Raw genomic sequence first — 26,334 nt, forward strand, 5'->3', positions numbered from 1 at the left:
GGGAAAGATGTTTGCTTTTGAAACAACCACCATCAATACAATGACCCTGGCCAACCGTTTTGTCCGGTCGGCCACCTGGGAGGGCATGGCAGCAGACGACGGATCTGTTACGCCCCGGCTGGTTAAAACCATGGAAGACCTTGCCCTGGGGGGTGTGGGCCTCATCATTACGGGCCACGCCAATGTGGTTGTCCAGGGCCAGGCCGGACCCTGGCAGCTGGGCATTTATTCCGACGATCACATCGACGGGCTCAAAACCATGACCGACGCCGTGCACAGGGCAGGGGGCAAGATCGTTGTCCAGCTTGCCCATGCCGGTAATTTTGCCGCAGAAAAATTGTCCAACATGGCTCCCTGTGTGCCGTCCGTGTACGAGGGCCTTGGAAAAACGCCCCGCCATGAACTGACCCTGGGCGATATCAGTGACCTTGTGCAGGCCTTTGCCGATGGTGCTTTAAGGGCCAGAAAATCAGGGTTTGACGGGGTTCAGCTTCATTCGGCCCATGGCTACCTGTTAAGTCAATTTCTTTCCCCTGAATTTAACCGCCGCACCGATGCATACGGTGGCACCATTGAAAATCGGTCCAGGATTCACATGGAGATCCTGAAGGCGATCCGCAGGGCCGTGGGTGATGATTTTCCCGTGCTGATCAAGATTAACTGCCAGGATTTCCAGGAAAATGGACTGGCCCTTGAGGATACCGTCTGGGTGTGCAAACAGCTTGCCGACAACGGCATGGACGCCATTGAGCTCAGCGGTGGAATGCTCACCGGCGGAAAACTTTCCCCCAGCCGGGTGGGTATCAATTCACCTGACAAGGAGGCCTATTTCAGGCAAGAGGCCGCAGCCGTCAAGGGTGCCATCAACATTCCCCTGATCCTGGTGGGGGGGATTCGATCCCTTGAAGTTGCCCAGGAACTTGTGGCGACGAAAAGAGCAGACTATCTTTCCATGTGCCGGCCGTTGATCCGGGAACCTGGCCTTGTCAACCGGTGGAAATCCGGTGACATCCGGCCTGCAACCTGCCTGTCAGACAATCTCTGCTTCAGGCCTGCCATGGCCGGCAAGGGCGTCCATTGCGTGGTGGACGAGCGGGAACGGAAAAAAGGATAATCCCTTGAACCTGGGAGCGTTGATGACCCTTTGCTGCTCAAGTTCAGCAAAGGGTCATCTAGTGTCATCCCTGCACCATTTTTTTACATCAGGGCTCGGTTGATCACCAGGTGGCACAGAATGCTTGCCCCGTATCCAAGGGCAATCACCGGGGTCCATTTCAGATGGGCGCCAAAGGTATAGACTCCCCGGGCGGTTCCCATGAGGGCCACACCTGCAGCAGAGCCTATGGCAAGCATACTTCCGCCGGTTCCGGCCGTCAGGGTCACAAGGAGCCACTGGCCGTGGGGCATGGTGGGATCCATGGTTAAAACCGCATACATGACCGGGATATTGTCCACAATGGCTGACAGTACCCCCACCAGCACATTGGCCCAGGTGGCGCCAAGGTCCGTGTACATAAATTCAGAGACTTTTGCCAGGTAACCAAACTGGGAGAGCCCGCCCACACAGAGGATCACCCCGTAAAAGAACAGCAGGGTATCCCATTCGGCCCTGGAGATTTTTTTCATGATATCAAAGGGCGAAAAATCGCTGTTTCCGTTTCCGTTGCAGTCTTTGTCCCTGACCCCGAGAATCCCGTCATACTTGAGCGATCGGTTCTCATGGCGTTTGATATGGTAGGAGAAGAGCCCCAGAAAGCTCAGCCCGAACATCATGCCAGCGGCAGGGGGGAGGTGGAAAAAATTATGAAAGGACACGGCCGTCACAATGGTGGCAAGGAAGAGTCCCATGATGGTCCAGGCCCCGTACTTCATGGTTACATCCTGCTTCAGGGGAGCGGGCACACCCTTGTCCACAAACATACCCATGATCAGGGCCGGTACCAGCCAGTTGACCACGGAAGGTACGAGGATGGCAAAAAATTCGGTAAACGCGATTTTGCCTTTCTGCCATACCATGAGGGTGGTGATATCGCCAAAGGGAGAAAAGGCCCCGCCGGCATTGGCGGCAACAACGATGTTGATGCAGGCAATGGCGATGAAACGCTTGTTTTTACCGCCAACGGCCATGGCCACGGCTCCCATTAAAAGGGCCGTGGTCAGGTTGTCTGCCACAGGAGAGATGACAAAGGCAAGCCCCCCGGTTATCCAGAATATCTTTCTGAGGGAAAAGCCTTTGGAGACCAGCAAGGATCTGAGCCGCTGGAAAACGTTTCTTTCTTCCATGGCGTTGATATAGGTCATGGCGGCAAGGAGAAATAAAAACAGCTCTGCATATTCCAGCAGGCTTTCCTTGATGGCGTCATGGGCCGTGTGAGTGTCCCCGATGGCGGCATAGGCCATTGAGACAAGCAGCCAGATGGCGCCTGCGGCAAACAGAACCGGCTTGCTTTTTCTCAGGTGAATGCTGTTTTCCAGGGGTACCAGGGCATAGGCCCCGACAAAGATGATAACACCCAGATAACCGTACAGGGTGGAAGTAAGATCCATGATCATGGTCGGTTGAGTTTCCTTGTGTTTTTTGATGGATTATCTAAAGGCCCTATAAATCGGTCTACCATCATTTCCGATCGGGCGGTTTATGCCTGGGCCCAGGGGGCAATACCTGGGAAAAATCGTGGACCCTTTGACCTGTTTCATGGTAGGATTACCTGAAAATTTACAATCAGGGGACAGGCATATGAAGGCCGATAGTAATGGCAGGGATTGTTTCGGTCAAATAGATAATATCGTCAAAACCATTCGGAAAAAACGAATATAACCCATGGAATGGCTCAACTATCACCATCTTTTTTATTTCTGGATCGTCATGCGGGAGGGCAGTATTACCGCTGCCTGCAAGAAACTTACCCTTGCCCAGTCAACGGTGAGTGCCCAGATGGGCAAGCTTGAACAGTCCCTTGGCGGAAAATTGTTCAAACGCCAGGGCCGTTCCCTTGAGGCCACTGATCTTGGCCTGATGGTATTCCAATATGCCGATAGGATTTTTCCCCTGGGACGGGAGCTCATGGATCAGATCCACAACCGGCCCGTGGTCGGTCCCCTTTCCCTCAAAGTTGGCATTGTGGACCAGATCCCAAAGATAGTGGCCAGAAAACTCCTGGCACCTGCCCTGGGACTTGAGAAAAAGGTGCATCTGATCTGCCACGAGGGAAAAGAAGAAAAACTCCTGGGAGAGCTTGCCATTCATAGGCTGGATCTGGTCCTGTCCGACGCCCCCATTCGTTCGGACCTGAGCATCAAGGCCTACAACCATTTCCTGGGCCAGTGCGGGATTACTTTTTTTGCAGTGGACGAGATTGCCGACACTGTAACGGAAAACTTTCCCCATTCCCTGGACAAGGTTCCCATGCTTATGCCCATGGCCATGACCATGCTCCGGTCTGCCCTGGATCAATGGTTTGAAAGTCTTTCCATTCAGCCTTTGATTGTTGCGGAATTTGAGGACAACGCCCTTTTAAAAGTCTTTGGCCAGGCAGGAGACGGTGTTTTTGTTGCGCCCACCGTGATTGAATCTGAAATAAAGACCCAGTACCAGGTAAGGATCATTGGACGCTGCCCTTTTATCAAGGAGCGGTTTTATGCCATATCCGTGGAACGCATTTTAAAGCACCCGGCAGTGGTTGCCATTTCAGACATTGCCCGGCATTCGATTTTTTAGGTAATCTGTAATCTGGTAATCTGGGGACACCTTAATCGACATATAGTGTCTGACTGAAAATTTGTTCAAACACGATCTATGCCTTCAGGATTTCAACCGGGGCAGCCATTGTGATGGCTCCGACCGGACATTCTTTCTCGCAGAATCCGCATCCGATGCAGCGCTTTTCGTTGGCCAGGGCAGGGTAGGCGTGGGGATCCTTTGACGTGGGGTCATCCAGGCAGATGGCACCGGTGGGGCAGGCCTCCACGCAGATGGTGCAGGCCATGCAGGTTTTGCGGTCAAACATCGGTTGCAGCCGTTGACCAGGTTTTACCCGCTGGATGATCCGGCCAAAGTTATCCTCCACGGATCCTGTGGGACACACCGTTCCGCAGGCCCGGCACTGGATGCACAGGTCGGTGTCAATGGTGTGAAGTTCTTGTTTTTCCCCTGTTATGGCCCCGGACGGACAAATTTTCGTGCACGCCCCACAGCCGATGCAGGTTTCATTGATGATGAATGACATTTTTTCCCCTTTTCCCCTTTTTTTATAACGGCCATGTTGGCTCGCCGACACAACGAATAATGAAAATGGTATTATGCCGTCCCGCAGGGGCTATGCTGTCGACAATTTGAAGCTGCATTTTTTTATAAACCCACATATCCTTGTGGCCGGGGCAGAGACCATGCCCCGATCATGCCGGTTATGGGTTGCTGTTTCCTGCAGCATCTGCTGCCATCTCGGGGGAGGGTTTTCCCGTTGACCTGTCCCAGCCGAACTGTTCCCAGTAATCGGCCATCATGGCATCCACATCCACTGTTCTGCCCTTGTTGGCACCCCTTTTCTGGGCCGGAATGCCAAGGGCCCTGTCGCTGATCCTGTTTGATTTTGGCTCGATGCCGTGGCGGACGTTGAAGGCCTGCTTCACGGTCTGTATCCTTGCCCCGATCTCAAGGTAATCTTCGGGCAGCAGGTTCCAGCCGGTTGCTGCATTCAGCCAGTCAAAAATTCGGATGCGCTTTGCCCCGAGAAAGGCACCGAACAGGCACACTCCCCCCCCGTTGATGACATTCATGAATTTGCTGTTGATGGCCCCTGTCTCAGCGTGCCTGGGGCTTTTTTTGTATTTACTCGACTTTAAATACATGGGCGGAATTTTAGGCAGACCTTTGGCCACCTTCCAGAGCTGGAACATCTCATAGTAGAGTCCGGCACCGTTTGTGTGCCTGCCCGGTGCAGGTTCCACACTGTAGTGGAGGGCAAACCCGGGGTCGTTCCTGGAATCGTGCATGCCCGGTTCCTGGCCGCCGGCATGGACGGCAAAGGCCTGGGCCTCTTTGCCAAGGATTTCAGCTGCACGTTTGACCCCGTCGGCCAGAAGATTGCCGATTCCCTCCCGTGAGCACATTTTTTCCACCAGCGAGATGACTGCTTCGGCACTTCCCCAGTCAAGGGCCAGGCCACCGGTATCTGCCAGGGTGATGATTCCCCGTTCAAAGCATTCCATGGCAAAGGCCACGGTATGACCCGCTGAGATGCTGTCCATACCCATGCGGTTCAACAGTTCGTTAAGGTAAAAAATACTCTCCACATCCTGGTTCATGCACAATCCCCCAAGGGCCAGGACGGTCTCGTATTCAGGCTTGTGGGTCTGAGTGTATTTACCGTTGGTCAGGCAGATGCCGCCACACCCAAGGGGGCAGGAGTAGCAGTGGTATTTTACCTGTTCACTCTTTGTGAAAACATCCGGGTTGGACGAGTAGCTTTTGAAAAAGCCCCAGTCCCTGCTGGTTCCCTTCCAGTTTTTGATGGGTGCGTCTCCCATTTCCGGTGACATTTGATTCATGGATACGGTGCCCCATTTTCGAAGCAGGATTTTGTAGAGCAGTCCGTCCTGGGTCAGGACGGTGGGAAGTATGCGCATGAGGGCTCCCACAACGGCGGTCATGGGGCCGGTGACAAAGGGCGGCTGGAATTGTACCCAGCGGTTGCAGATCTGACTGAGGCGTTTGATTTCGTCGCGGTTGTGGACATTGATGCGACGGGTGCCGGCCAGGACAATGGCTTTGAGGCGCTTGGATCCCATGACGGCACCCAGGCCGCTTCGGGCCGCCATTCTGCCCCTGTCCGTTGAGAGGCCTGAAATCAACGAGCGGTTTTCCCCGGCAGGCCCGATGCAGGCCACCCGGGTGTTGGGTCGGTTACTGGCCGCAACAAGATGATTTTCTGTTTCCACCGTGTCCTTTCCCCACAGATGGGTGGCATCCCTGATTTCCCGGGTATGGTCGTCCACATGGAGATAGACGGGCGTGTTGCTCTGGCCCGTGATGAAAATTCCGTCAAATCCGCAGCGCTTGATGGCCGGTGAAAAACTGCCCCCGCAATTGGCTTCCCCCCATCCGCCGGTCAGGGGTGATTTTCCCACCACCATCCAGCGGCCGGTGAACAGGCTACCCGTTCCGGTGAGCAGTCCTGACATGAACCCGAGCATATTGTCAGGCCCCAGGGGATCGGCGTGGGCCGGTATGCGGTTGTACAGCATCCACGCCCCAAGTCCCATGCCCGACAGATAGGACTGATAAATTTTTGGAAGAATTGATTCTTCATGTATCTGCCTGGTTGAAAGATCCACAACCAGAATTTTTCCCATATACCCTTTTCCCATGGACGTTGTCTCCTTGATTGGCACCTGATCTGTGGTTCGGTTATCCCTGTTTCACCTTTGAACGGTCCAGGGGGGTCCCGTCCCAGGCTGCGGACAGCACCAGCATGCAGTCGTCAAAATCAAGCTCTTCTGGATTGTAAAAAATGGAACCGTCCCCAAGGGCAGTCCGGGCAATGGCTTCAAGGTCCCGGCTGCACACGGCAGGGTGACCCTCGGGGGTCTTGACCTGGTTAAAGGCCGTACAATGGCGTCCATTGGTGGCGTCAAAGAGATCCTGGTTCAGCTTGCGGATCAGGGAGATGGCTGCCGTTGCCCGGTCATGGGGGCGGGTGGATGCATATACCTCGCTCCCGGCCAGGGGAAAGAGAAGTTCTGCGATGCGGTCTTCAACCTTGTGCATATTGTACTCCAGACCATAGGGCAGTAAAATGGCCATGCAGGTGCCGTGGGGCACGTGGCAAACTGAGCCCACCGAGTGGCCAAGGGTGTGAACCATGCCCACCATGGAGTTGGAAAAGGCAATGCCTGCAAGGGTGGCTGCCGTTGCCAGGGCCAGGCGGCCGTCCCGGTCTCCGGGATTTTTGACGGTGTTTACCAGGTGGGTTGAGATCAGCTCAATTGCCTCCAGGGCATGGGCGTCGCTCAGGGGATTCTTTGCAAGGCAGGTATAGGCCTCCACGGCATGGGACAGGGCATCCATTCCCGTGGGAGCCGTGATATGGGGGGGAAGGGTCAAGGTCATCCTTGAATCAATGACGGCCGCATCTGGAAGAAGAAACGGTGAGGTAAAGAGCATTTTTCGGCGTTTGTCCGGGTCTGCAATCACGGCCACAATGGTCACCTCGGAACCTGTACCTGCTGTGGTGGGAATCGCGATCAGGGGCTTGAGTTTTCGTTTGAGGGCATTGGCGCCGGTAAAGGCCATGAGATCGTCGGACCCTTCGGATACCAGGATATTGACGGCCTTGGCCGTGTCAAGCACCGAGCCGCCGCCAACGGCGATAATGGCATCGCAGCCATTTTCCCGGTATACCGAGGCAAGGCCGTTGACCATCCTGAGATCGGAATCCGGGGGTACATCGTCGGCCACCGGACCCGGGGTGACTTTGCCGGCCATGGCCGTCATTACCGTGTCCACAAGGCCTGCGCCGCTCACCCCCTGGTCGGTCACAATCATGGGTTTTTGAGCACCCATGTCCGAAAGAAGGTCGGGTATTGTTTCCAGGGCCTGGTGCCCGGCAACGGTTTTCACCCTGCAGCAGAATTCATAGTAATCAGGCAGGTACATGGCCGCCTCCTTGTTTGATGGGTTGTCCGGCATGGGCATGTGCCAGGATGATCCCTGGGGCATGGCTGCCTTGGCCGGATGCCTGGTCCATGGCCCATTGGGCTGCCAGTTGTTCAAGTTTTCCAGGCGCGATGTCTGTATCCCCAAGGGTTCGGGGGATGGCGCCGCTGGAATTGAGAAACAGGGTGTTGGTCAGCTGCCTGATCCGGGCCAGGGCCAGATCAAACCGCTGGCCTTCAGGGGTTGTGCAGTAGCAGTCAAGCCCTGCCAGGGCCAGCAGAATCCGGTCCATGGAATGGGGTTCGACTGTCTGCTGCAAATGGTGGTATTCGATAACCGTGGGCAGGAGGACCCCCATGAGCAGGCCTGGGGCAGTGGGACACAGGCTGCCAAGGGCATGGCCCATCTCCACCGCCATGAGGCCGGGACAGTTGGACCAGAGATAACCGCTGATGGCGGCGGCCGTTGCAAGGGCTGTTAGCTCACTGTTTGGGGGGTTGGCCCGTGGAAAAAAACTGCGGGTTTCAACCGGGGTGAACAACGGGGCAAGGGCCGGTTCAAGGTTGTTTATGACAAGGGTGATGCCCGTGGCGGCATAGGCCCGCACCAAAGGATTGCACGTTGTGCAAAGGGCCTCGGCACAGCAGGCGAGCGTTGCCATGGCCTGGGCTGCAAGGGGTAAAAGGGTGTCTGCGGCCATGAGTCTGGGGTCGATGATCACCTTGTCGGGCATGAGGAACATGGATGAAAATTTCAACGAATCCACCCGGGCTTCGCCGGCGGTTTCAAAGCCTGAACCCGGGCCTGAGGGAAGATAGAACAACGGATTCAGCGGTCGGGTAAGCTTATTGGCCCCGGCAAGGGTTCTAAGGTTGCCGTCTGTTTCAGACACGGCAATGTTCAAGACCTTTGCCACATTGGCGACACCTGGGCCACCAAGGGCAAGAATGGCATCAAACCCCTTGTCCTGGTAAATGGTGGTCAGCTCGTCCAGGGTATCAATCCCGGAGGATGCTGTGATGGAATCCACCATGCCAATGGTCAAGCCCGATTCCTTAAAGGCATTGACCACATGGGTGGTACGTTTGGATGTAGATATTGATTTGCTGGTGATAACCAGGGGCTTTTTCGCTCCAAGGGCCGCAAGCTCCAACGGGAGATGCTCCAGGGCATGTTTTCCACAGCTGGTCATGGATCGGCATAAAAATTGAGCATTCAATGGGTTCATTTTTCCAGGGTTCCTTTTAACAATCGGCCGGGTCAGCCACCCGTCTGGAGACGACCGGCCCGGTTGATAATCCGTCGGGTTAACAGCCAATCAGGGTGCGTATATTAACCTGGATGCGGTCCAGCGTGTGGCGTTTAAGGGACCAGCGGGGATATCTCTTGATGGCACGCTTTGCAATGAATTTCGGCAGAAGATAGACCTGGACCATATCCAGGATTCTGACCACGGTACATGCGTGGGGAACCTCGCCCTCCACAAACAGCCGGTTCCGTGCGTTGGACACCGGGGTGCTCTCCTGGAAGGTAAAGAGAAGGAGCAGGGCGTCCATGCTTTTTAATGTCATGCGAAGATCAATATTCCGGTCCTTTACCCGTTGTCCCAGATATTTTACCCGGCCGTTTGCGTCTTTTTCCACAACCATCCACGGCCCGCTGGGAAAGGCGCCCAGGCTGAAGATGAATCCCATGGGCATGGAGTCAAACTCCTGGCGGACGGCCGGGTCGACCTTTGATGCCGCCTGGACGGCCCTTCCCACAAACCAGAGCATCAGGTTCAGATAGATGCGTTTCAGGGGAGCGCCCCCGGGCTTGATTTCAACAAAATCTTCCATGACTGCCTCCTGTTTCCATCCAATATGTGTTGTGGTCCAGTTTTTTGGCCCTGGGCAAAGCCTGGTTGGTCGGGTAGCAGACTGAGGTTAAAAAGATAAGCAGTCAATGTCAAGTCAAAACAAGGATGGATGTTACCTTTGCTGGAACACTGTTCTTTGCAACCCGAGCCAGATTCGATCCATTTCAATGATGGCTTCACCCGGTGCGGGGCCGTTGGTGTCTGGTTTCAGGGGTGGAACATTCCGGGCCTTTTCAACCAGGGCTCCCCTGGTGAGGGCCATGGCGGAATCCCGTGCCATTGGCCCCAAGGGATAAGAATAGCCCATCAAAACGTACATCCCAAGGTAGTGAAATAATAGAAGGGGTGTTTTTTTATACATAAAGCGATGACGGTGTGCTATAAAAATTTGGCTGATATTTTGGTATTGGGCGAAAGGAGATATGTATGAACAAAAGATTAAAGCGATCATTGATAATCACAATCATGTGCTGGTTAATGTTTGGTGTTTCGTTCACTTTGCTGCCGCCGGCCTCCTCTGCCGGTGAAGCCGGTGTCAATCCTGTAAAAAATAATGGTGTTAAATGGCGGGTGGCCCTTTACCAGGGCGGTGATTACAGTGATTACTCTAAAATCTTGCTGGCCACGGTCAAAGGGCTCATGGCCCAGGGATGGATTGAAGCCGGTGGGGTGCCAGAACCCCATACGGAAAGTACAAAAAGAATCTGGTCATGGCTCTGTAATGACATCAACAGCGAATATATCGATTTTCTCAGTGACGGATTCTACAGCGCTGATTGGGACGATGCCCTCAGGAAAAATTTAAAGAATCAGCTCTTATCAAGGGTTGAAAACAAAAAAGATATTGACCTTATTCTTGCCGTGGGCACCTGGGCTGCCCAGGATGTTTCCAAGGCGGGGATAAAGGTGCCGGGGATCGGGATTTCAATCAGTGATCCCATTGCATCGGGGATCATAAAAAGTGTTGAGGATTCCGGGAACGATTATTTTACGGCCCGGGTGGACCCCACACGGGATGAACAGCAGATACGGATATTCCACGATATTGTGGGGTTTAAAAGATTGGGGATTCCCTATGAGAATTCCGTTGAAGGCCGAAGCTATGCTGCAATCAGTGTCATTGAACGACTGGCAAAGGAACTCAATTTTGAAATCGTCAGCGCGTTTACCCAGGAGACCAATGTAAGTTCAGAGGCGATTGCCGTGGAAAGTGTTAAAACCGCATTGAAAAAACTGATAAAAACTTCGGACGCCATTTATATCCCCGTGGCTCCCAACGGCATATCCTCCCAGAGCATTGCCGATCTTGTAGAGATAACCAATCAGGGCCGGATTCCCACATTTTCCCAATCCGGGTCAGACGAGGTCAAACAGGGGTTTTTCATGAGCATTTCCCAGTCTGAGTTCCGGTATGTGGGTGAATTTAATGCAAACTCAATTGCCCGGATCTTCAACGGGGCAAAACCGGGTGAACTCAATCAACTCTTTGAAGCTCCGCCTAAAATTGCAATTAACCTCAAGACGGCTGAAATCATTGGATTTGATCTCCCCGTGGATGTGCTTGTTGCAGCGGATGAAATTTACCAGGAAATAGAGAAGCCATCAAAATGATCAAAAATGTAACCAAGACCAAAGCGGTTATTCTGGCCCAGGACAGGTATGACTCGTTTTACGGAAAAACAGCCCACGGCCTGGTAAAATTTTCAAACAGATACGAGATAGCAGGTGTCATTGATTCCAACCTTACGGGCAGGGATGCCGGAGAAGTCCTTGATGGGATTCACAGGAATATTCCCTTTTTTTCATCCCTTGGCCATGCCCTGGGCACAACCCCGGGCATTAAAACTTTGATCATCGGCGTTGCCAATGCCGGGGGACGACTTCCCCGGGACTACTATCCGTTGATTTGTGAAGCCATCATCAAGGGGCTGGATATCGTCAACGGCCTGCACATGTTTTTGTCGGACGATCCTGAAATTGCAGGACTTGCCTTCAGGTACGGGGTCAAATTGATTGATGTGAGAAAAATTTTCAACAATCTCAGGGTATCTTTTTCAGGTAAAATTCTGGATGTGACGGCAAAGAAGGTGGCTGTTATTGGAACGGACGGCATCATCGGCAAAAGAACCACGGCCATTGATATTTTTGAGTGCCTGCAGAAAAGAAAGATCAAAACCTCGTTTGTGGCCATGGGTCAGACAGGCTGGATGCAGGGGTTTAAGCACGCCATTGTCATTGACGCCATTGTGCTTGATTTCCTTACCGGTGCCATTGAGGATGCCGTGTGGAAGGCCTGGAAGCAGGATGATCCTGAAGTGATCGTCACCCATGGGGAAGGTGCCATGCTGCACCCTTCGGACCCCGGCGGTTTTGAGCTCCTTGCTGCGGCAAAGCCAGAATATGTGATCCTTCAATATGCGTCGGAGCGTAAAACCTATGCGCTTTTTCCCAAGTTTGAAATGCCAAGCCTTGAACGGGAACTCAGGATCATCGAGGCCTTTGACGGCAAAAAACCCATTGCCATAACCCTGTATTCCAAGGAGATGAACCGGGAGCAGGCCTTAAAAAAGGCCAGGCAGATTCAGTCCCGGTACAATATCCTGACCCGGGTGCCCTACCATGAAAGCGTGGATGATATTGTATCTGAGATATGCGGGCCTTAGCTTCCCGGTCAGTGGTCTTTTACCCCTGTGCCTTTGTTGTATCTGAGAGGGCAGGGGGCTTGGCCAGGGTTTCTTTCTGGGTGACCAGGAGAAAGGCCAGGGCAGCCACCAGGTAAATAGCGCCCACCAGGGGCAGGCAGCGGTCAATGCCGAAAATAAACATCCAGCCAAAAATAAATGGGCCGAGTATCTGTCCGATCCGGCTTGTCGCAGAGATGATGCTCAAAGCCTTTCCCTCGCCCAGGGTCTGGGTGATGGGAAGTTTCAAGAGATAGGGGTTTTGAGCCGCATACATTAGACCACCTGCCACCCCAAGCACCACAACCGAAAACAGGGTGATAACAAACCCCTGGAAACTATAATAGGCGATAAATGCAATGCCCGTCAGAACGGAGCTTAACATGAGAAAGCCTCTCTTGTTCCGGGACTGGTCCACAAAACGGCTGATAAACGGTGCAACATACACAAGACAGATCCCGTGGAGCATGAACACCCTGCCAATGTTTGACTGGGACACCTGATGCTGGTTCAGATAGATGGGAATGCAGTAGTATAAGAAACCGATCAATGAAACAGATGCGGGTATGGCAATGAGGGTGATCAGCCCCAGGATATTTCGGTTTGAACAAAATTTAAACAGATCCAGCCATGGGGCCGGGGTGGGGCGGTTTTTACTCCCATGCTGGGAGCTCTTTTTAACGGCGTCTGACATGAAGATGAAAACATAGATCAGGATGGAAAGGATCAGAAGCCCCCCGATTAAAAAAATTGGTTTAAACCCCAGCCGTTCGGCCAGCATGGCACCTGCGGCTCCTCCGCAGATGCTGCCGGCATAAAGACCTGCATACAGCTGGGTGAGGGCGTGTGATTTTTCGTCGGTATTGGAATATGAAATGGCAAAGCCCTGGGCCGCCATGATGACAAAACCATAACCAAACCCTGCAACGGCCCGTGATGCGATCAGGTGAAAGGCATCCGGAGCCAGCCATGAATAAATTAATCCGGCGCCGGTCAGCACAACACCCCACAAAAAGGGTTCATGCCATCCCCTTCGGTCCAGCCAGGTGCCGGCCATGAATATGGCCAGGCCTTCACACAGCATTTCCATTGAAATGGGCAGTGCAATGAAAATATCCTTGGGTATCCAGGCATTGGGAACATAGAGTCGGTCCATGTACAGGGGTAAAAATGAGACACAGATATCAATGCCAAAGGAGAAGAGAAATGCGGCTGGCCGCATATCCATGTAGTGGACCTTCGTCTTTTCAATGGTTTTATCGACCATTTGAAAAATAATGACCAAAAGTTCAAAAGAAAACAAGATGGCGATGACCAGGACGGTCACGGCATCAAGGCCAATGGCTTTAATCTGTTCCAGTGCCTTGTCCCTGGAAATGGTGGTCATAAGACGGCCCTCCTGGACCTCACCCTCCTTAACAAGGGGGGTTTTGATGGTATAGAAGTTATCTGAATCGGCCTTGCTGACGCTGGCAGCAATCTTTGCGGCCGAACCTTTCCCGGCGTCGTTCACGGCCGTATAAAGAGGCTTATTCTCGTTGGTTTGAAGTTCAATCTTTTCAATTTCCGGGGATTGTTCAATCATGCCATGGAGCAGATCTTCGACTTTAAAAAGCCCGTTGATCTTTAATCCCTTGTTCAGGAGAAATTCGATTTTACCCTTGAGGGTGTGATTGATAAGAGCGACCTTTTCCCTGTTTATTTTCAGATAGTAGGCGTAAAAAGCGTTTCTACCGTAGACTGAAAATGCCACCTGGCAAAGGATGATAATGGCAAGGGCGGCCATCATTATCCGTTTTCCCGATTGCTTTGAACCCTTACCTGGTTTGTTCAGCTGGATCGCATTAAAGGCGATGGCGAGCAGAATGAACCCGCAACAAAGAATAATCCCTCCGGTTTTAAGGTATTTCAGGTGAACTGAATGCATGAGTCTGTCCACGCTGGCCCGGCTGAAATCAATGATGACAAAACCGACTGTTTCCATCTGTTTGTCGTTGATGGGAATGGGAATCACATAACGCTTTGCCTGTTTTTGAACGGTAAAGCCTTCCCCGTTGGAAAGGATGGATTTGCCGGGGGTCAACCTGGCGTTGCTGCCCACAAGGTCGGGGGAAGACGAATATTTTATACTGCCGCCAGAGACCGCAATGGAAACATGGTTTTCCATTTGGAAGGAGGTATCTTTGCCCCTGTTCATCTGTTGGTGGGTCTTTTTGAGAAGGCGGTCCATACCTATAAATTTATCGATTTTTTTTCCATACCTCACAGCTTTTTCTATGCTGATCTGAAGATCCCTGCCAATGATTCCATAGGTTGAGGCAAGGGTTTTTACATATAATTTTTCCAGGGTGGTTGAGGTGAGAAAGGCGTTGAATGAAAGGGCTGCAAGTATCATCAAGGTGGTTGCAAAGAGGAGCTTACACTTAAATGCAGGGGTGAGTTTTGTGGTTTTCATTGGGTTATCCAAGGAATTAACCGTTGTAGCGTATCATGAGCATGGCAATGTCATCGGACTGGGGGGCATCCCCTGCATGGTCGACGACCTTTTCCATGACATTTTCAATGGTCGCTTCAAGGCGGTCCAGGGGGCCGTTCTGAACCGTTTCCAGTAGTTTCCCATCGGAAAAAAGATGCTGTTCTTTGTCCATGGCTTCGGTGACCCCGTCCGTGTAGAGGAAAAATCCGTCCCCCGGTAGAAGGTCCACGGAAATTTCCCTGTAATCGAAATCGGCAATGACCCCCACCATGGGGCCGCTCTTGTCTGTTTTATAGTTAATACTGCCGTTTTTTTCTACAAGAATGGGGTGGTTATGCCCACCGCTGGAATAGGTCAGCGCTCCCGTGCGGATGTTCAGCACGCCGATGATCAGGGTGACGAACATGGCCCGGGGGTTGTCCGCCTCCAGGATGGTGTTGATACGGGACATGATTCTGGCTGGAGAGCGTTCATGTTCGGCTGTGGTTTTGATCAGGGTTCTGGTGATCACCATGAACAGGGCAGCCGGTACTCCTTTGTCTGAAACATCGCCCAGGGTAAAACAGACATGGTCGGGATCGAGCAGGAAAAAATCGTAAAGGTCACCGCCTACCTCCTTGGCCGGTTTGATGGTGGCAAACAGGTCAAACTGGTTGTGGTCGGGAAAGGTGGGAAAGGTTTTGGGAATGATGCCCATCTGGATTTCCCTTGCCACATTCAGTTCCCCCTGGATTCTCTCCCTTGCAGCGGTGATTTCAACCAGGTTGCTGATGTTTTTTCTCAGTTCTGATTCCATGAACCCGAAGGATCGGGCAAGTTCTCCAACCTCGTCCCTGGAACGGAGGACCCGCTCTTGAATGGAGACTGCTGTGCCCGATTCAGCCGTAAAATCCTGGTTCGGTAATTTTTTGGCATGGGCTGCAAGGGCGCGCAGGGGAGAGGCAATTCGGGATACCATGAATCCAATGATCAAAAGTCCCAGGGCCAGCATAACGGCGATGAGGGTGCTTTGGCGAATCACCAGGTCCCGGGCAGGGCGCTGGATTTCCCGAACCGGGACGGTGACTCCGATATACCAGTCCAGGGGCTTAAAATAACTGATACTGGTTGCCATTTCTTCTTGTTGGGGGTCAAGGGACGAGATATGGATCAGTTTTTGATCTTCTTTGTTTTTTTCCGGGTTTTGGGTGGCAGCGGTCATCATATCGGCGAGGATGGGATGGCCTGTTTGCGTGTTGACTCCCTCTGCAAGGCCCTGGGCCAGGGCTTCTGGCGGTGAGATGATAAAGGTCTTTTTCCCGGTGAACATAAAGGCGTAACCTCCCTTGATCATAACCAGTTCCCGGGCGGAGGCTTCAAGGGATGTGATAATTCTGGCCAGTTTTTTTTCAGCCTCGGCTTCGATGTCGTTGATATCAAGAATTGTGGCAAGGGTGCACTGCCAGGTGGGAAATGGAACAAAATAGGTCAGAATCTGTTTTTCCCCCAGGTTGACCACGGCATAGTCCCCCCGGGCTGAAATTTTGTCCCAGGCCATGGTTCCGGCAAGGTTTCTACCCTTGACATCGGTGAGGGTCTGGAAGATTTTGGATGTGAACCTGGGGCTAGATGTTGCCATCACCCGGGTTTCCCGGTTCAAGAGAAGGTAGTGGATATTCTTGAACGGTATGGTCTGTATCCATTTTTCTGCCCCGGTTTTCCCGGTTTCTTCTTCAAATTTATTAAAAGATTTAAGCACTGACAGGGCCAGAAGCGCCGCCTCCTTGAGCTGCCCCCTTTTTTCCAGGGTCATCTCCATTTTGGCCCGTAACAGGGAACGATACTCGTCCTCTGTGTTAAGGCGGACATAGGCCAGCATTTTTTCAGCAGCTTCCCTCTGGGAGGAGAGCATGGCCTGGCCCACATCCCGGTGGGTGAAGTAGATATTTGCCCCGGCCGTCAGCGTCATAATCAGGGCGATTGAGATAAGAATTTTAAATTTAATGGAAAAAAACATGGGGGTTCCTATTCGGTTTTATTGAAGGTCAGGTGGAGGGTATTCTCATTGTTGCAGCGTTCATAGGCGACTTTGTCCATGAATTTTTTTACCATCATCACCCCGAGGCCGCCGATGGGTCGGTCCATGAGGTTACTTTTAACGTCGGGGGCAGCCATTCCAAGGGGATTAAAGGCGACACCTGTGTCTGAAATGGAAATAAAGACCTGGTCCCCCTGGTCCTCGAATCCTATGGAGATTTTTCCTGTTTCTGCCGGGGCATAGGCGTGGTTGATAATGTTCATCACCACCTCTTCCAGGGCAATGGAGAGCTGAATCAAACGTTTTGGACCGAGTCCTGATTGTTGTGCCAGGGTTTCCACATGTTCCTGGAGAAGTGGAAGGGATGCGAGTTCTGCAGGCCATGACACTCGTTTCAATTGAAAAACCTCCCCTTTTCTTCTGAACTCCGCGCCAGCCCAAACCTGTTGCCGAGTTTCATCTGTTGCCATGCCCCTCAAGGCATGGTCATTTAAAAAAATAAACCGGTTCGGTTTATTTCATCAGGCGAAAAAAGTGTCATCCAGGGTATCATGGATTTCGAACAACGCATAAAAGCCTGAGATGTCAAAGACATCCTTGACATTGCCGGATACGGCTGCAAATCCAATCTTTCGTCCAAGGGCATGGAGTTTTTTGGCAATTAGAAGAATTACCCTGAGCCCTGCACTGCTGATGTATTCAAGAGCGTCCATGGAGATGATGATGTTCTCCTTTTCGTTCTGTATAATATCTGTCAATTTTGCCTCGAGTTCGCCTGCGGTTACGGCGTCCAGACGTCCTTTGATGAAAAGGATGACACTCTCTCCTCTTTTTTCTACCTTAAGCTCCACCTTTTATTCTCCGTTTAACTGGTTATGGGGCATGGCAAAGAATCCAGACCGATTCATGCCATGGCCCTTGGGTTGCATACAAGCCTTTAAGAATAAAACAGCCCACAGGGTTGAATAAATCAGTTCCCATGGGGAGTGAAACGGATAGTATGGGAATATGATTTTAAAATCAATCCCTTTTCAGGGAGGCAATCTGTAATCTGATTCCAAGTAAGTAGTTTTAATAAATCTCTTACTTGATAAAGAGGTGGGCATTCCCACCATGGCGAATGTTCTCCTGGCACAGGCACTTTTTGCCGATGCCCGTGAAAATACCTATATCCCCGGGGACCTTTTGCGTCAGGTGGCAAATGTACTGCTCTGGATCAAGTTTCTGGAAAAAAATAATTTACTGATTTGTGGTTTCTTGACCCTGGTCAAGGAAATTATACGGCCCGTGGTGTACCTTCATGGTTATGATGAGAAATAAACGAAAAACCAAATGGAGGGATCAATATGTTTTGCTTTCAGTGTCAGGAAACTGCAAAGGGCAGGGGATGTACCATCAAGGGGATGTGCGGCAAGGAAGAGACCACGTCCAATCTTCAGGATCTTTTGATCTACAATCTCAAGGGCATTGCCGTACTCGCAAAGGGGCTAAAGGCTTCGGGTGTGAACGTGGGAAGGGATGTGGGACTGTTTGTTGCCAAGGGGCTTTTCACCACCATCACCAATGCCAACTTTGACGATGACAGCCTTACTCTCTGGATCCAGCAGTCCCTGGGGGTTAAAAAGGAGCTAAAGGCAAAATTTGATGCTTTGACCCCCGGCCCTGCAAAGGCGTCTTTGTGGGCCCGGGTTGTCGGCCTGTTCAGTGATGCCCCTGCATCTGCTCCCCAGAATATGATCCACGATTGCGCCGTCTGGTTTGACAATGATGCAACGGCCTACCAGGAAAAGGCTAAAACCGTTGGAATCCTTGCAACAACAAACGAGGATGTCCGGTCCCTGAGGGAGCTTTTGATCATCGGCATCAAAGGGGTTGCTGCCTATGCCGACCATGCCGCTGTTCTCGGGATTGAAAAGGATGAGATCTACGATTTTCTCATGGAGGCCCTTGCATCCACCACCGAAGATCTGTCCGTGGATGAAATGGTGGCCCTTGTCATGAAGGCAGGTGAGTGTGCCGTAACAACCATGGCGGTCCTGGACGAAGCCAACACCCGGGCCTATGGCAATCCTGAAATCTCCGAGGTCAACATCGGCGTCAGCGGCCGTCCCGGCATCCTGATCAGCGGCCATGACTTAAAGGATATGGAAGAACTTCTTAAACAGACCGAAGGAACGGGGGTTGACGTCTACACCCATGGAGAAATGCTGCCGGCCAACTACTATCCAGCCTTTAAAAAGTACGATCATTTAAAGGGCAACTACGGCAGCTCCTGGTGGAAACAAAATGAAGACTTTCAGACCTTTAACGGGGCCATCCTCATGACCACCAACTGTATTATCCCCATTAAAAAGAAGAACACCTATGGGAATCGGACCTTCACCACGGGTGTGGTGGGCTACCCCGGATTGAACCATGTTGCCGACCGGCAGGACGGCAAAACCAAGGATTTCTCCCAGGTGATTGCCGTGGCAAAAAAATGTGACCCCCCCCAGGAGATTGAAACCGGCACCATTGTGGGTGGATTTGCCCACAACCAGGTGCTTGCCCTGGCCGACAAGGTGGTGGAAGCGGTCAAGTCGGGTGCCATCAAGCGCTTCATTGTCATGGCTGGATGCGATGGCAGGCAAAAGGACAGGGGGTATTTCACCCAAGTTGCTGAAAAGCTGCCCAAGGATACCATAATCCTCACGGCAGGCTGTGCAAAATATCGTTACAACAAGCTTAACCTTGGGGATATCAACGGTATTCCAAGGGTGCTGGATGCGGGTCAGTGCAATGATTCCTATTCCCTTGCCGTGATCGCCTTGAAGCTCAAGGAGGTATTCGGGCTCGAAGATATCAACGACCTGCCCATCTCCTACGACATTGGATGGTACGAGCAGAAGGCCGTGGCGGTTCTTTTGGCCCTGCTTTTCCTCGGGGTCAAGGGTATCCGTCTTGGACCGACACTTCCGGCCTTTGTTTCGCCCACCGTGCTCAAGGTGCTGGTCGACAAATTTGACATCAAGCCCATCGGTGATGTGGATGGTGATATTGAAGCCATGATGCAGGGCAGGTAATTTTATAACTGTTTCAGGATCACCCTGTTTTTCCAATGGGGTGATCCTGGGACGTCATGGCAGATCAGGGGAAACACGGTGTCGTCAGACAGGATGTTTCTTGGCGGACAGGTGTTTTTGAAGGGACGTCATCAGACGAATCTCCCCATAGGAGAACTCGTCGCCCAGGGTTTGCTTGATTGCTTTTAACGAGGCGTTTTCAAGCTTGTCCAGTACTGCCTGGATGGTCTTACGCCGTTCAGGAGAGATCAATCTGCTGATATCCACAAGGCCGTTTTCCACAAAAAAACAGAGGTGGGTCTGGATGGTGTTTTCCACAAGGCCCCGCTCTTTGGCAATGTCTGCAATGGTGAGTCCTTTGTTGAACAGATCAAAGCTCGCCTGCATGGTGTTAGAAGGGGTTGACCCTGGTGAGGATGTTTTTGTTGAAGGCTTTTCCTTTTTGGGCTTGGTTGAGGAAGGCTCTGGGGGCTGGGGCAGCACCACGGTTTCAATGTTGTGCTTTTTTCGATATGCCCTGACCAGTTCCAGGATCTCCTGGCCGTATTTTTTCAGGGTCTTATCGCCCAGGCCCTTGACTTTTTTCAGATCTGCTGAATTGTCGGGCAGGTTAACCGCGATCTGGATCAGCACCCTTTGATGGAGAACCATGAACGCCGGGACCCCTTCCTGGCTGGCCCTGGCCGTGCGCCATGCCTTGAGGTCCTGGAACAGCTCTGGATGTTCAATGTCTGATTCTCCATAATCCGGGGGGGGGCTCTTTTTTTTCTTTTCAGGTGTAAAATCAATCTCAGCCCTTGCAATGGCATTAAGATAACGGGTCGGTGAAAATCCTGTTGCGCAGGATTCTATGCCGGCACGTTTCACGGCAATCTCCTGCCTGACATTGTTCAGGAGATTGCCGATTTTCTTACCCAGTTCCCTGTTGTCAGTCTCCACCTGGAAACGTTCAATAAGGTCATCAAAAGTTGTGGAAAATTTCTCCTGGAACCATGCAGATGCCTTGCCGGTTCTTTCCATGATCTGGGCGTCTGATTCGGGCAGTACATTGTCCCTGAACAGCGAGAACAACTGCTGTTTGAAATTTTCACTCACGGTAAAGATTGTTTCTGCGGCCCGGGTCTGGATCCCCTGAACATCGATTCCACCCGACACCTGGATCAAATTGCGGTTACCGGACAAGAGCCGGGCAAGGTAGTTCAGGCGGTTGTTGAGCAGTTGAAAGTCAAAGCACTCGATAATCAACCGTTGCTGGAAGTCAATTTTGGCTTTTTCCAGCCTGGTTTCAGAAGGGGGATGGTGCCGGGCTGTTTCAAGGTAGTCGACCACAGCCGGGTCCGGTTCAATGCCCTGGCAGGGAAGGGGAGCGCTCAACACCATGCCTTCAAAGCTTTTGCACCTGCTTAAGGCCACATAGACCTGGCCGTGGGTAAAGGCGGCTCCGGCATCAATGATGGCCTTTTCAAAGGTCAGCCCCTGGCTTTTATGGATGGTAATGGCCCAGGCAAGATTCAGGGGAAACTGTTTGAATGTACCGATGATTTCCTGGCTGATCTCCCGGGTTTCCGGGTGGACCGTGTACCGGATGTTTTGCCATTCAACGGGCTCAACCGTAATTTCTTCGGTTTCACCGGGACAGAGGATGCGTATCTCCTGGTCGGAAACAGCCATTATTTTACCTATTTTTCCGTTGTAATAGCGCCGTTGGGGGGAGGAATCATTTCGAAGAAACATTACCTGTGCCCCGATTTTAAACACCAGGGTGGCAGGGGCCGGAAGGGTGTGGTCGGGAAACTCTCCAGTAACGGTTGCGCTGAATCGATGGGATTTGCCGGATAATTTGGCCAGACGGTCGCGGTTGGTGGTATCTGCACTGTTGTTGTGGGTGGTGAGAGTGATATAGCCCTGGTCCTGGTGGGGGGTGAAATTTTCAATGTAGCGCTGGTTGAGTTCGCCAATGGTTTCCGTGTCAAGCCGGTTGCTTCGAACCCGGTTGAGCAGTCGGATGAACCGGTCGTCGGTCTGGCGGTAAATATGGTTTAATTCAATGGTCAGCAACTCGGTCCGGGCAAGGGCATGGCTGCTGAAAAAAAATACCGATCCATAGTGCTGTTGCAGCAGCTGCCACTCAGCGTTTTTTGCTACAGGGGAGAGCTGGTGGAGGTCACCGATCAGCAGCAGCTGCACCCCGCCAAAGGGCTTGTCATTGCGGCGCAACCGCCGCAGAACCGCATCCACAGAATCGAGCAGATCGGCCCGCACCATGCTGATCTCATCAATGACCAGCAGATCAAGGCTTTTTATAATCTGCTGTTTTTCCCTGCTGAACCGGAACATGCGCTGCCTGTTGAGTTCCCCTGTTTCAGATCCTGGAATGAACGGGCCAAAGGGCAGCTGGAAAAAAGAGTGCAGGGTAACCCCGCCAGCATTGATGGCTGCAACGCCCGTGGGGGCCGTTACAACCATGCGTTTGGCCGTGTTCGCCTTGAGGTCATGGAGGAAGGTGGTTTTGCCGGTGCCAGCCTTTCCCGTCAAAAAAATATGGCTGTCCGTGTATTGAACAAAATCACCGGCAAGGGCAAGTTCATGGTTTTTTAACGGCATTGAATTTATTTGTTTCCCCTGTTTTCTTCAGCAAACAGTTATTGAGTGGTTTCCGTGCTGATTCTATACCGATAACCGGCAGGACCCTGGCGGGGTATCAGCTCTATCCGCAACGAATGTATACTACCTCGATAGCGCTTCAAGATCAAACAATAAACCCTGGGGAATTCCTAATTTTCGGGAACTCCTTTGCCATGTTAAACTCAACTTGTCGATCATGGTGGGCTCCGACGTATCAATGGGCAAGGTTTCTTGTTTTTTTACGTTATTCCCAAAATTCAATCCGATTTCCCTCGGGGTCATAAAGATAAAAAACCCTGGCACCCCAGAGGTCTTTGATCGGTGTCGGGCTGAGTTTTTTTATTTGAAATTTTCGGTGTGCCGCCCCAAGATTGTCCACAGCAAGACTGATGGTAATGCCCATACCCCTGGCGCCCTTGATCGAACAGCGTGATTCATCGGCGATGCTCAGCCTGGCTGACTCGGTCAGAAAAAATTCGACAAACCATTCCCGGGTGGTGAGCCGTTGAAAATTTAAACTTTTATCGTAGAATTCAACCGTCTCTGCCCATCGGGTGCAGTATAAAATCGTGTTAACCGACTTGATTGACATGGATATGGATTTTCCTCCTGCCTGGGGTATTGATCAGATTAAATTTTTTCAAAATATGACTTAAAAGACAAGACCTATGTGAGGTTTTATTGTTTCCAAGGCCCTAAGTCCATCTGCCTCCCGGGGAAACAAAAAAAGGCAGGGGAAATCCCCCTGCCTTTTACCTGTTTTTGTTGTTTAAACTGTTTGCATTTTTGCAATGCACCCTAAAGGGAATCAGGGTGATCTAAGTCATGTTACAAACGGGTTGTTTATTTTGAATTGCTGTCAGGTCCGGGTCCTGGGCCAGCATCAAGGCCTGGGCCTTGACTTGCATCGGGTCCAGGGCCTTGACTTGCACCGGGTCCTGGGCCGTCACCGTCACAGGAACCGTCCCCATTCCCGCCATTCCCGCCATTCCCGTTTCCTCCACCATTGCCACCCTGGCCGCCATTGCCACCGCCATTACCGCCGCCATTACCGCCGCCATTACCGCCGCCATTGCCTCCCCTGGCAAGAAGGATTTCAGTCTCAAGTGTAGTGTAATCAGTCAACACTGTCATATCCGGGGTGATGTTTTTATCGGAACGGGCAGGTTTTATCTGATCGGGTAGTGAACACCAGGCCGGTACGGTTGACAGAAGCATTGCCATAAAAATTACCAAGGGGTTCATAAATTTTCGAGTCATTTCATTTTTCTCCTTTTTAATCATTAATTATTACTGACATTCCTGTGCTGGGTGGATGCCAAGCTCAGCTACTGGGGTCCCAATAGCTTCTTTGATCATGGGCCCTATGCCATTACAACGTATGGATGGTTGAAAAGTTACACTACTATGATTAAATATGATTAAATATGATTAAATAAGGGGGCTAACGGAGGCGAATATTATTATTGTTGCGGATCGAAAATACAATTTTCAGAACCGAAATCATCACTTTCTGTGAACTGACAGGGCGGTAGAAAGATTTCATCATCTACAACATAGTAGTACCGGAACGGATTCTCGTACGGCAGGACCACCACCCATCGACCATCCAAATGCCTTGCTTCGTGGGGTTTGAACCCATCCAGGCTATAGGCAAAAAAGACCCTTTGTGCACCTGGTTTCTCCAGGTAAAGTACCAGTGAATCTTTTTCTTTTCTGCAATAATGGGTCGCACAGCCAGCGATCAACGTCATAAAAATCACAAGGGTCGATAAGCATTTCATATGCGTGTCTCTATATTTAAAATAGAGTTTTCCCCGCCAAAATCGTCTGCCTCCCTTGCTGGAAGTGTGGGGTCGGCAATTCTGGAGTGGCCATTCAGAATATAAGCAAACCGATGTTCGCCAGAAACAAGATGAAGGTTGAGTTCCCAGTAGCCGCTGTTGCCGATTCGTTCCATGGCAACTTTCTGCCACCCGGTGAACGACCCGACCAGTTCCACCTGATTTGCCGCCGGTTCAAAAAGGACGAATCGGTTGTTGCACAGGGGGAGAGGTGGAGACTGGAAAAAAGTAAAGAGCATCAGCACTGCTGTGGAAAAACCGGCGGCTGTATACCCAATGGGTTTTAACAGGCCCGCCAGTCTTGTCCAGATTGGTGGACGCCATCTGTTTCCAGGGAGAGGTTCCGGTAGAACCGGTTGAATCTCAATCAATTGTTCCAGTTCCAAAAGATCCAGGGTTTGTTTGTAGAAATCTTTATCATACCGGACTTTTTCGACAAATTGTTTTTTTGCGTTTAGATCCATCTCATCGTCAATGTACATGCTGGAAAGATAATCCATCACTGACCTCCATTTTTAAGGATTGCCTTGAGTCTAAGGCGGGCCCGGTGAACCTTGACCTTAACGTTGGTTTCGCTGATATTAAGTATTTTTCCGATCTCTTTGTATGAAAACGTTTTGGTTGCCAGCAGGGCGACCAGTTCCCGGTCAACTGAGTTGAGTTTCTGGATAGCAGCAAGCATTTTGTCTAATGCCTGTTTTTCAATGAGTTGGGATTCAGGATTGCTAACCCAGGCCACCTCCTTTTTATCCTGAAATTTTTCCTCCTTATATTTTCGGATCGAATCCAGGAATGCATTCCTGGCAATGGTGAAAAGCAATGCACAATTATTGCCGGGGGTGGTGTGATAGTGGGAAAAGTATCGAACGAAACTTTCCTGCATAAAATCGTTGGAGAGGTGATAGTCCCCAGTCAGACGGAGCAGGTAGGCAAATATCCGGTCTTTATTCTTCCTGTAAAAGCTATCGTAGGAATCCACTATCCTTTTGCCTTTAAACAAGTGCCGGATCCGTCACCACACTCTGGATTGGCCAGCAGCCTGTAAACGGGGCTTATTACCCCTTTGGAATCATTTCCCGCCACTACCGCCACCGCCACCGCCACTGCCGCCACTACCGCCACTACCGCCACTACCGCCACTACCGCCGCCACCACTGCCACTGCCGCCATTACTGCCATTACCGCCGCCACTACCCTTACTGCTACTACCACCGTTACTGCTGCCGTCTGAACCGCCTGTTTTTCCTGCCTTGCCAATGGAACTGGCATATTGATTGGCAACCTGTCGGGGAGAAATGATATTGGCTTTTTGGGTGAGAAGTTGACGTAATTGTTTTATTTCCTGGGGAGAATATTGATTTTGCAGTGCGTTGCGAAGGATGTCTGACACAATGGAAGACTCGACTCCCAGCCTTGCCATGGTACAAACGGTTTTCATGGTTTGTATGGCCAGATTGTCGTTTTCTGATCTGTTCCTTGTTTGTTGAAGGGTCCGTACCTGCAGGCGGGCCACCACTGATTTTATATCCGTGGATTTCATTCCCGCGGCCATACTGTCGGCGATGGTCTGGGTCATGATTTCAATGATTTCTTTGTCGTTTGATAGAGATCTGGCCAATTGATTTGCATGGGCGTGGCGGCGGTAAACTGCTTCCATGGCCACGATGATGTTCTGTTCCCGGACTTGTTTAGCCATGCCTTCCATGGCTTTGTTAATAATCGGTTCCGTGGATAACCCCTCTTTGGCGGCAGTTATGATCACTTGCCGGGCGCGGATTCGAGTTTGCTTCTGGAAGGTTTTCTGAACCATGAGTGTTAACATTTTCCGGGCCTGGGATTCGGGTACCCCCAGGGCTCTCATTTCATGGGTTTGCTGTTGAATACTTTCAATGGCCCGTTGGGACAGGGCTGGGGATTCTTCGGCAAAACCCAGGGTGGAGAAGCACAACAGGATGAAAATGATTTGAAAAAGTTTTGCCATGGATCCTCCTTTTGGCAACAACAGGATTTCTTGACCTCATAATCGACATGGCCGGAGCAGGGTATCTGCCCTGGCAATAACGAATGCTGAAACGCCTCTGATTGTAATACGTCGGTAAGCGTTTCATATGTAACGA

General features: G+C 51.5%; 24 protein-coding genes. 7 read left to right on the forward strand and 17 right to left on the reverse strand.

Annotated features, from left to right (window positions below; translation table 11 throughout):
• Positions 1 to 7: 7 nt before the first annotated feature.
• Positions 8 to 1,114, forward strand: a complete 1,107-nt coding sequence (locus tag HRM2_RS00955) for an NADH:flavin oxidoreductase (protein ID WP_012662569.1) — start codon at positions 8 to 10, stop codon at positions 1,112 to 1,114.
• Between the two features lie 83 nt (positions 1,115 to 1,197).
• Here HRM2_RS00955 and nhaD read toward each other — a convergent pair whose 3' ends face one another.
• Positions 1,198 to 2,547, reverse strand: a complete 1,350-nt coding sequence (gene nhaD, locus HRM2_RS00960) for a sodium:proton antiporter NhaD (RefSeq protein WP_232364160.1) — start codon at positions 2,545 to 2,547, stop codon at positions 1,198 to 1,200.
• A 274-nt stretch (positions 2,548 to 2,821) separates the two neighbouring features.
• Between nhaD and nhaR the strand changes: the two genes are divergently transcribed.
• Positions 2,822 to 3,718, forward strand: coding sequence for a transcriptional activator NhaR (gene nhaR / locus HRM2_RS00965; RefSeq protein ID WP_012662571.1), 897 nt, complete (start codon positions 2,822 to 2,824; stop codon positions 3,716 to 3,718).
• Between the two features lie 76 nt (positions 3,719 to 3,794).
• Here the strand turns inward: nhaR and HRM2_RS00970 are convergent, their stop codons facing one another.
• The 6 genes from HRM2_RS00970 to HRM2_RS26880 all read right to left on the reverse strand — a co-directional run bounded on the left by HRM2_RS00970 (position 3,795) and on the right by HRM2_RS26880 (position 9,831).
• Positions 3,795 to 4,226 (reverse strand): 4Fe-4S binding protein, encoded by a 432-nt coding sequence (locus HRM2_RS00970; RefSeq protein WP_012662572.1) that lies wholly within the window; start codon positions 4,224 to 4,226, stop codon positions 3,795 to 3,797.
• Between the two features lie 178 nt (positions 4,227 to 4,404).
• Positions 4,405 to 6,366, reverse strand: coding sequence for an aldehyde ferredoxin oxidoreductase family protein (locus tag HRM2_RS00975; RefSeq protein ID WP_012662573.1), 1,962 nt, complete (start codon positions 6,364 to 6,366; stop codon positions 4,405 to 4,407).
• Between the two features lie 40 nt (positions 6,367 to 6,406).
• Positions 6,407 to 7,717 (reverse strand): iron-containing alcohol dehydrogenase, encoded by a 1,311-nt coding sequence (locus tag HRM2_RS00980; protein ID WP_232364267.1) that lies wholly within the window; start codon positions 7,715 to 7,717, stop codon positions 6,407 to 6,409.
• Positions 7,641 to 8,882: an iron-containing alcohol dehydrogenase gene (locus tag HRM2_RS00985; protein WP_012662575.1), complete on the reverse strand. Its 1,242-nt coding sequence runs from the start codon at positions 8,880 to 8,882 to the stop codon at positions 7,641 to 7,643. The genes HRM2_RS00980 and HRM2_RS00985 overlap by 77 nt, the downstream gene beginning before the upstream one ends.
• A 79-nt stretch (positions 8,883 to 8,961) precedes the next feature.
• Positions 8,962 to 9,492 carry a hypothetical protein gene (locus HRM2_RS00990; protein ID WP_012662576.1) on the reverse strand — a complete coding sequence of 177 codons (531 nt, stop codon included), beginning with the start codon at positions 9,490 to 9,492 and terminating at the stop codon, positions 8,962 to 8,964.
• 132 nt (positions 9,493 to 9,624) lie between these two features.
• Positions 9,625 to 9,831, reverse strand: coding sequence for a hypothetical protein (locus HRM2_RS26880; RefSeq protein ID WP_232364161.1), 207 nt, complete (start codon positions 9,829 to 9,831; stop codon positions 9,625 to 9,627).
• A 107-nt stretch (positions 9,832 to 9,938) separates the two neighbouring features.
• On the opposite strand from HRM2_RS26880, the gene HRM2_RS00995 reads away from it, so the two are divergent.
• The gene (locus HRM2_RS00995; RefSeq protein WP_012662578.1) at positions 9,939 to 11,123 is read left to right on the forward strand and encodes an ABC transporter substrate-binding protein; all 1,185 of its coding nucleotides are present in this window, start codon (positions 9,939 to 9,941) and stop codon (positions 11,121 to 11,123) included.
• The gene (locus tag HRM2_RS01000) at positions 11,120 to 12,175 is read left to right on the forward strand and encodes a DUF1611 domain-containing protein (RefSeq protein ID WP_012662579.1); all 1,056 of its coding nucleotides are present in this window, start codon (positions 11,120 to 11,122) and stop codon (positions 12,173 to 12,175) included. The genes HRM2_RS00995 and HRM2_RS01000 overlap by 4 nt, the downstream gene beginning before the upstream one ends.
• A gap of 19 nt (positions 12,176 to 12,194) precedes the next feature.
• On the opposite strand, the gene HRM2_RS24835 is transcribed toward HRM2_RS01000, so the two are convergent.
• The 4 genes from HRM2_RS24835 to HRM2_RS01020 all read right to left on the reverse strand — a co-directional run bounded on the left by HRM2_RS24835 (position 12,195) and on the right by HRM2_RS01020 (position 17,537).
• The gene (locus tag HRM2_RS24835) at positions 12,195 to 14,648 is read right to left on the reverse strand and encodes an MFS transporter (RefSeq protein WP_012662580.1); all 2,454 of its coding nucleotides are present in this window, start codon (positions 14,646 to 14,648) and stop codon (positions 12,195 to 12,197) included.
• Positions 14,649 to 14,664: 16 nt separating this feature from the next.
• Positions 14,665 to 16,665, reverse strand: coding sequence for a SpoIIE family protein phosphatase (locus HRM2_RS01010; protein WP_012662581.1), 2,001 nt, complete (start codon positions 16,663 to 16,665; stop codon positions 14,665 to 14,667).
• A gap of 8 nt (positions 16,666 to 16,673) precedes the next feature.
• Positions 16,674 to 17,075 (reverse strand): ATP-binding protein, encoded by a 402-nt coding sequence (locus tag HRM2_RS01015; RefSeq protein WP_232364268.1) that lies wholly within the window; start codon positions 17,073 to 17,075, stop codon positions 16,674 to 16,676.
• A 132-nt stretch (positions 17,076 to 17,207) separates the two neighbouring features.
• Positions 17,208 to 17,537, reverse strand: coding sequence for an STAS domain-containing protein (locus HRM2_RS01020; protein WP_012662583.1), 330 nt, complete (start codon positions 17,535 to 17,537; stop codon positions 17,208 to 17,210).
• 247 nt (positions 17,538 to 17,784) lie between these two features.
• On the opposite strand from HRM2_RS01020, the gene HRM2_RS01025 reads away from it, so the two are divergent.
• Positions 17,785 to 18,006 carry an EscU/YscU/HrcU family type III secretion system export apparatus switch protein gene (locus HRM2_RS01025; protein WP_041272972.1) on the forward strand — a complete coding sequence of 74 codons (222 nt, stop codon included), beginning with the start codon at positions 17,785 to 17,787 and terminating at the stop codon, positions 18,004 to 18,006.
• A 26-nt stretch (positions 18,007 to 18,032) separates the two neighbouring features.
• Positions 18,033 to 19,748: a hydroxylamine reductase gene (gene hcp / locus HRM2_RS01030; RefSeq protein ID WP_012662585.1), complete on the forward strand. Its 1,716-nt coding sequence runs from the start codon at positions 18,033 to 18,035 to the stop codon at positions 19,746 to 19,748.
• Between the two features lie 84 nt (positions 19,749 to 19,832).
• On the opposite strand, the gene HRM2_RS28020 is transcribed toward hcp, so the two are convergent.
• Entirely contained in the window at positions 19,833 to 22,352 is a 2,520-nt protein-coding gene (locus HRM2_RS28020) for a helix-turn-helix domain-containing protein (RefSeq protein ID WP_012662586.1), read from the reverse strand.
• A 265-nt stretch (positions 22,353 to 22,617) separates the two neighbouring features.
• The gene (locus HRM2_RS01040) at positions 22,618 to 22,965 is read right to left on the reverse strand and encodes a VOC family protein (protein ID WP_012662587.1); all 348 of its coding nucleotides are present in this window, start codon (positions 22,963 to 22,965) and stop codon (positions 22,618 to 22,620) included.
• Between the two features lie 305 nt (positions 22,966 to 23,270).
• Here HRM2_RS01040 and HRM2_RS26885 point away from each other — a divergent pair, with 305 nt between their 5' ends.
• A complete protein-coding gene (locus HRM2_RS26885) occupies positions 23,271 to 23,558 on the forward strand; it encodes a hypothetical protein (protein WP_187149319.1) in 288 nt (95 codons plus the stop codon).
• A 278-nt stretch (positions 23,559 to 23,836) separates the two neighbouring features.
• On the opposite strand, the gene HRM2_RS01050 is transcribed toward HRM2_RS26885, so the two are convergent.
• The 4 genes from HRM2_RS01050 to HRM2_RS01065 form a co-directional block, all read right to left on the reverse strand.
• Entirely contained in the window at positions 23,837 to 24,157 is a 321-nt protein-coding gene (locus HRM2_RS01050; protein WP_041272974.1) for a hypothetical protein, read from the reverse strand.
• Complete coding sequence (locus HRM2_RS01055; RefSeq protein ID WP_012662589.1) at positions 24,154 to 24,717, reverse strand: glycogen-binding domain-containing protein; 564 nt, start codon at positions 24,715 to 24,717, stop codon at positions 24,154 to 24,156. The genes HRM2_RS01050 and HRM2_RS01055 overlap by 4 nt, the downstream gene beginning before the upstream one ends.
• Positions 24,717 to 25,196, reverse strand: coding sequence for an RNA polymerase sigma factor (locus tag HRM2_RS01060; protein ID WP_187149320.1), 480 nt, complete (start codon positions 25,194 to 25,196; stop codon positions 24,717 to 24,719). Before HRM2_RS01060 ends, HRM2_RS01055 begins: the two co-directional genes overlap by 1 nt.
• Before the next feature lie 90 nt (positions 25,197 to 25,286).
• Positions 25,287 to 26,198 (reverse strand): hypothetical protein, encoded by a 912-nt coding sequence (locus HRM2_RS01065; RefSeq protein ID WP_012662591.1) that lies wholly within the window; start codon positions 26,196 to 26,198, stop codon positions 25,287 to 25,289.
• Positions 26,199 to 26,334 lie beyond the last annotated feature (136 nt).

The sequence above is a fragment of the Desulforapulum autotrophicum HRM2 genome, from assembly GCF_000020365.1.
GTDB classification, from domain to species: domain Bacteria; phylum Desulfobacterota; class Desulfobacteria; order Desulfobacterales; family Desulfobacteraceae; genus Desulforapulum; species Desulforapulum autotrophicum.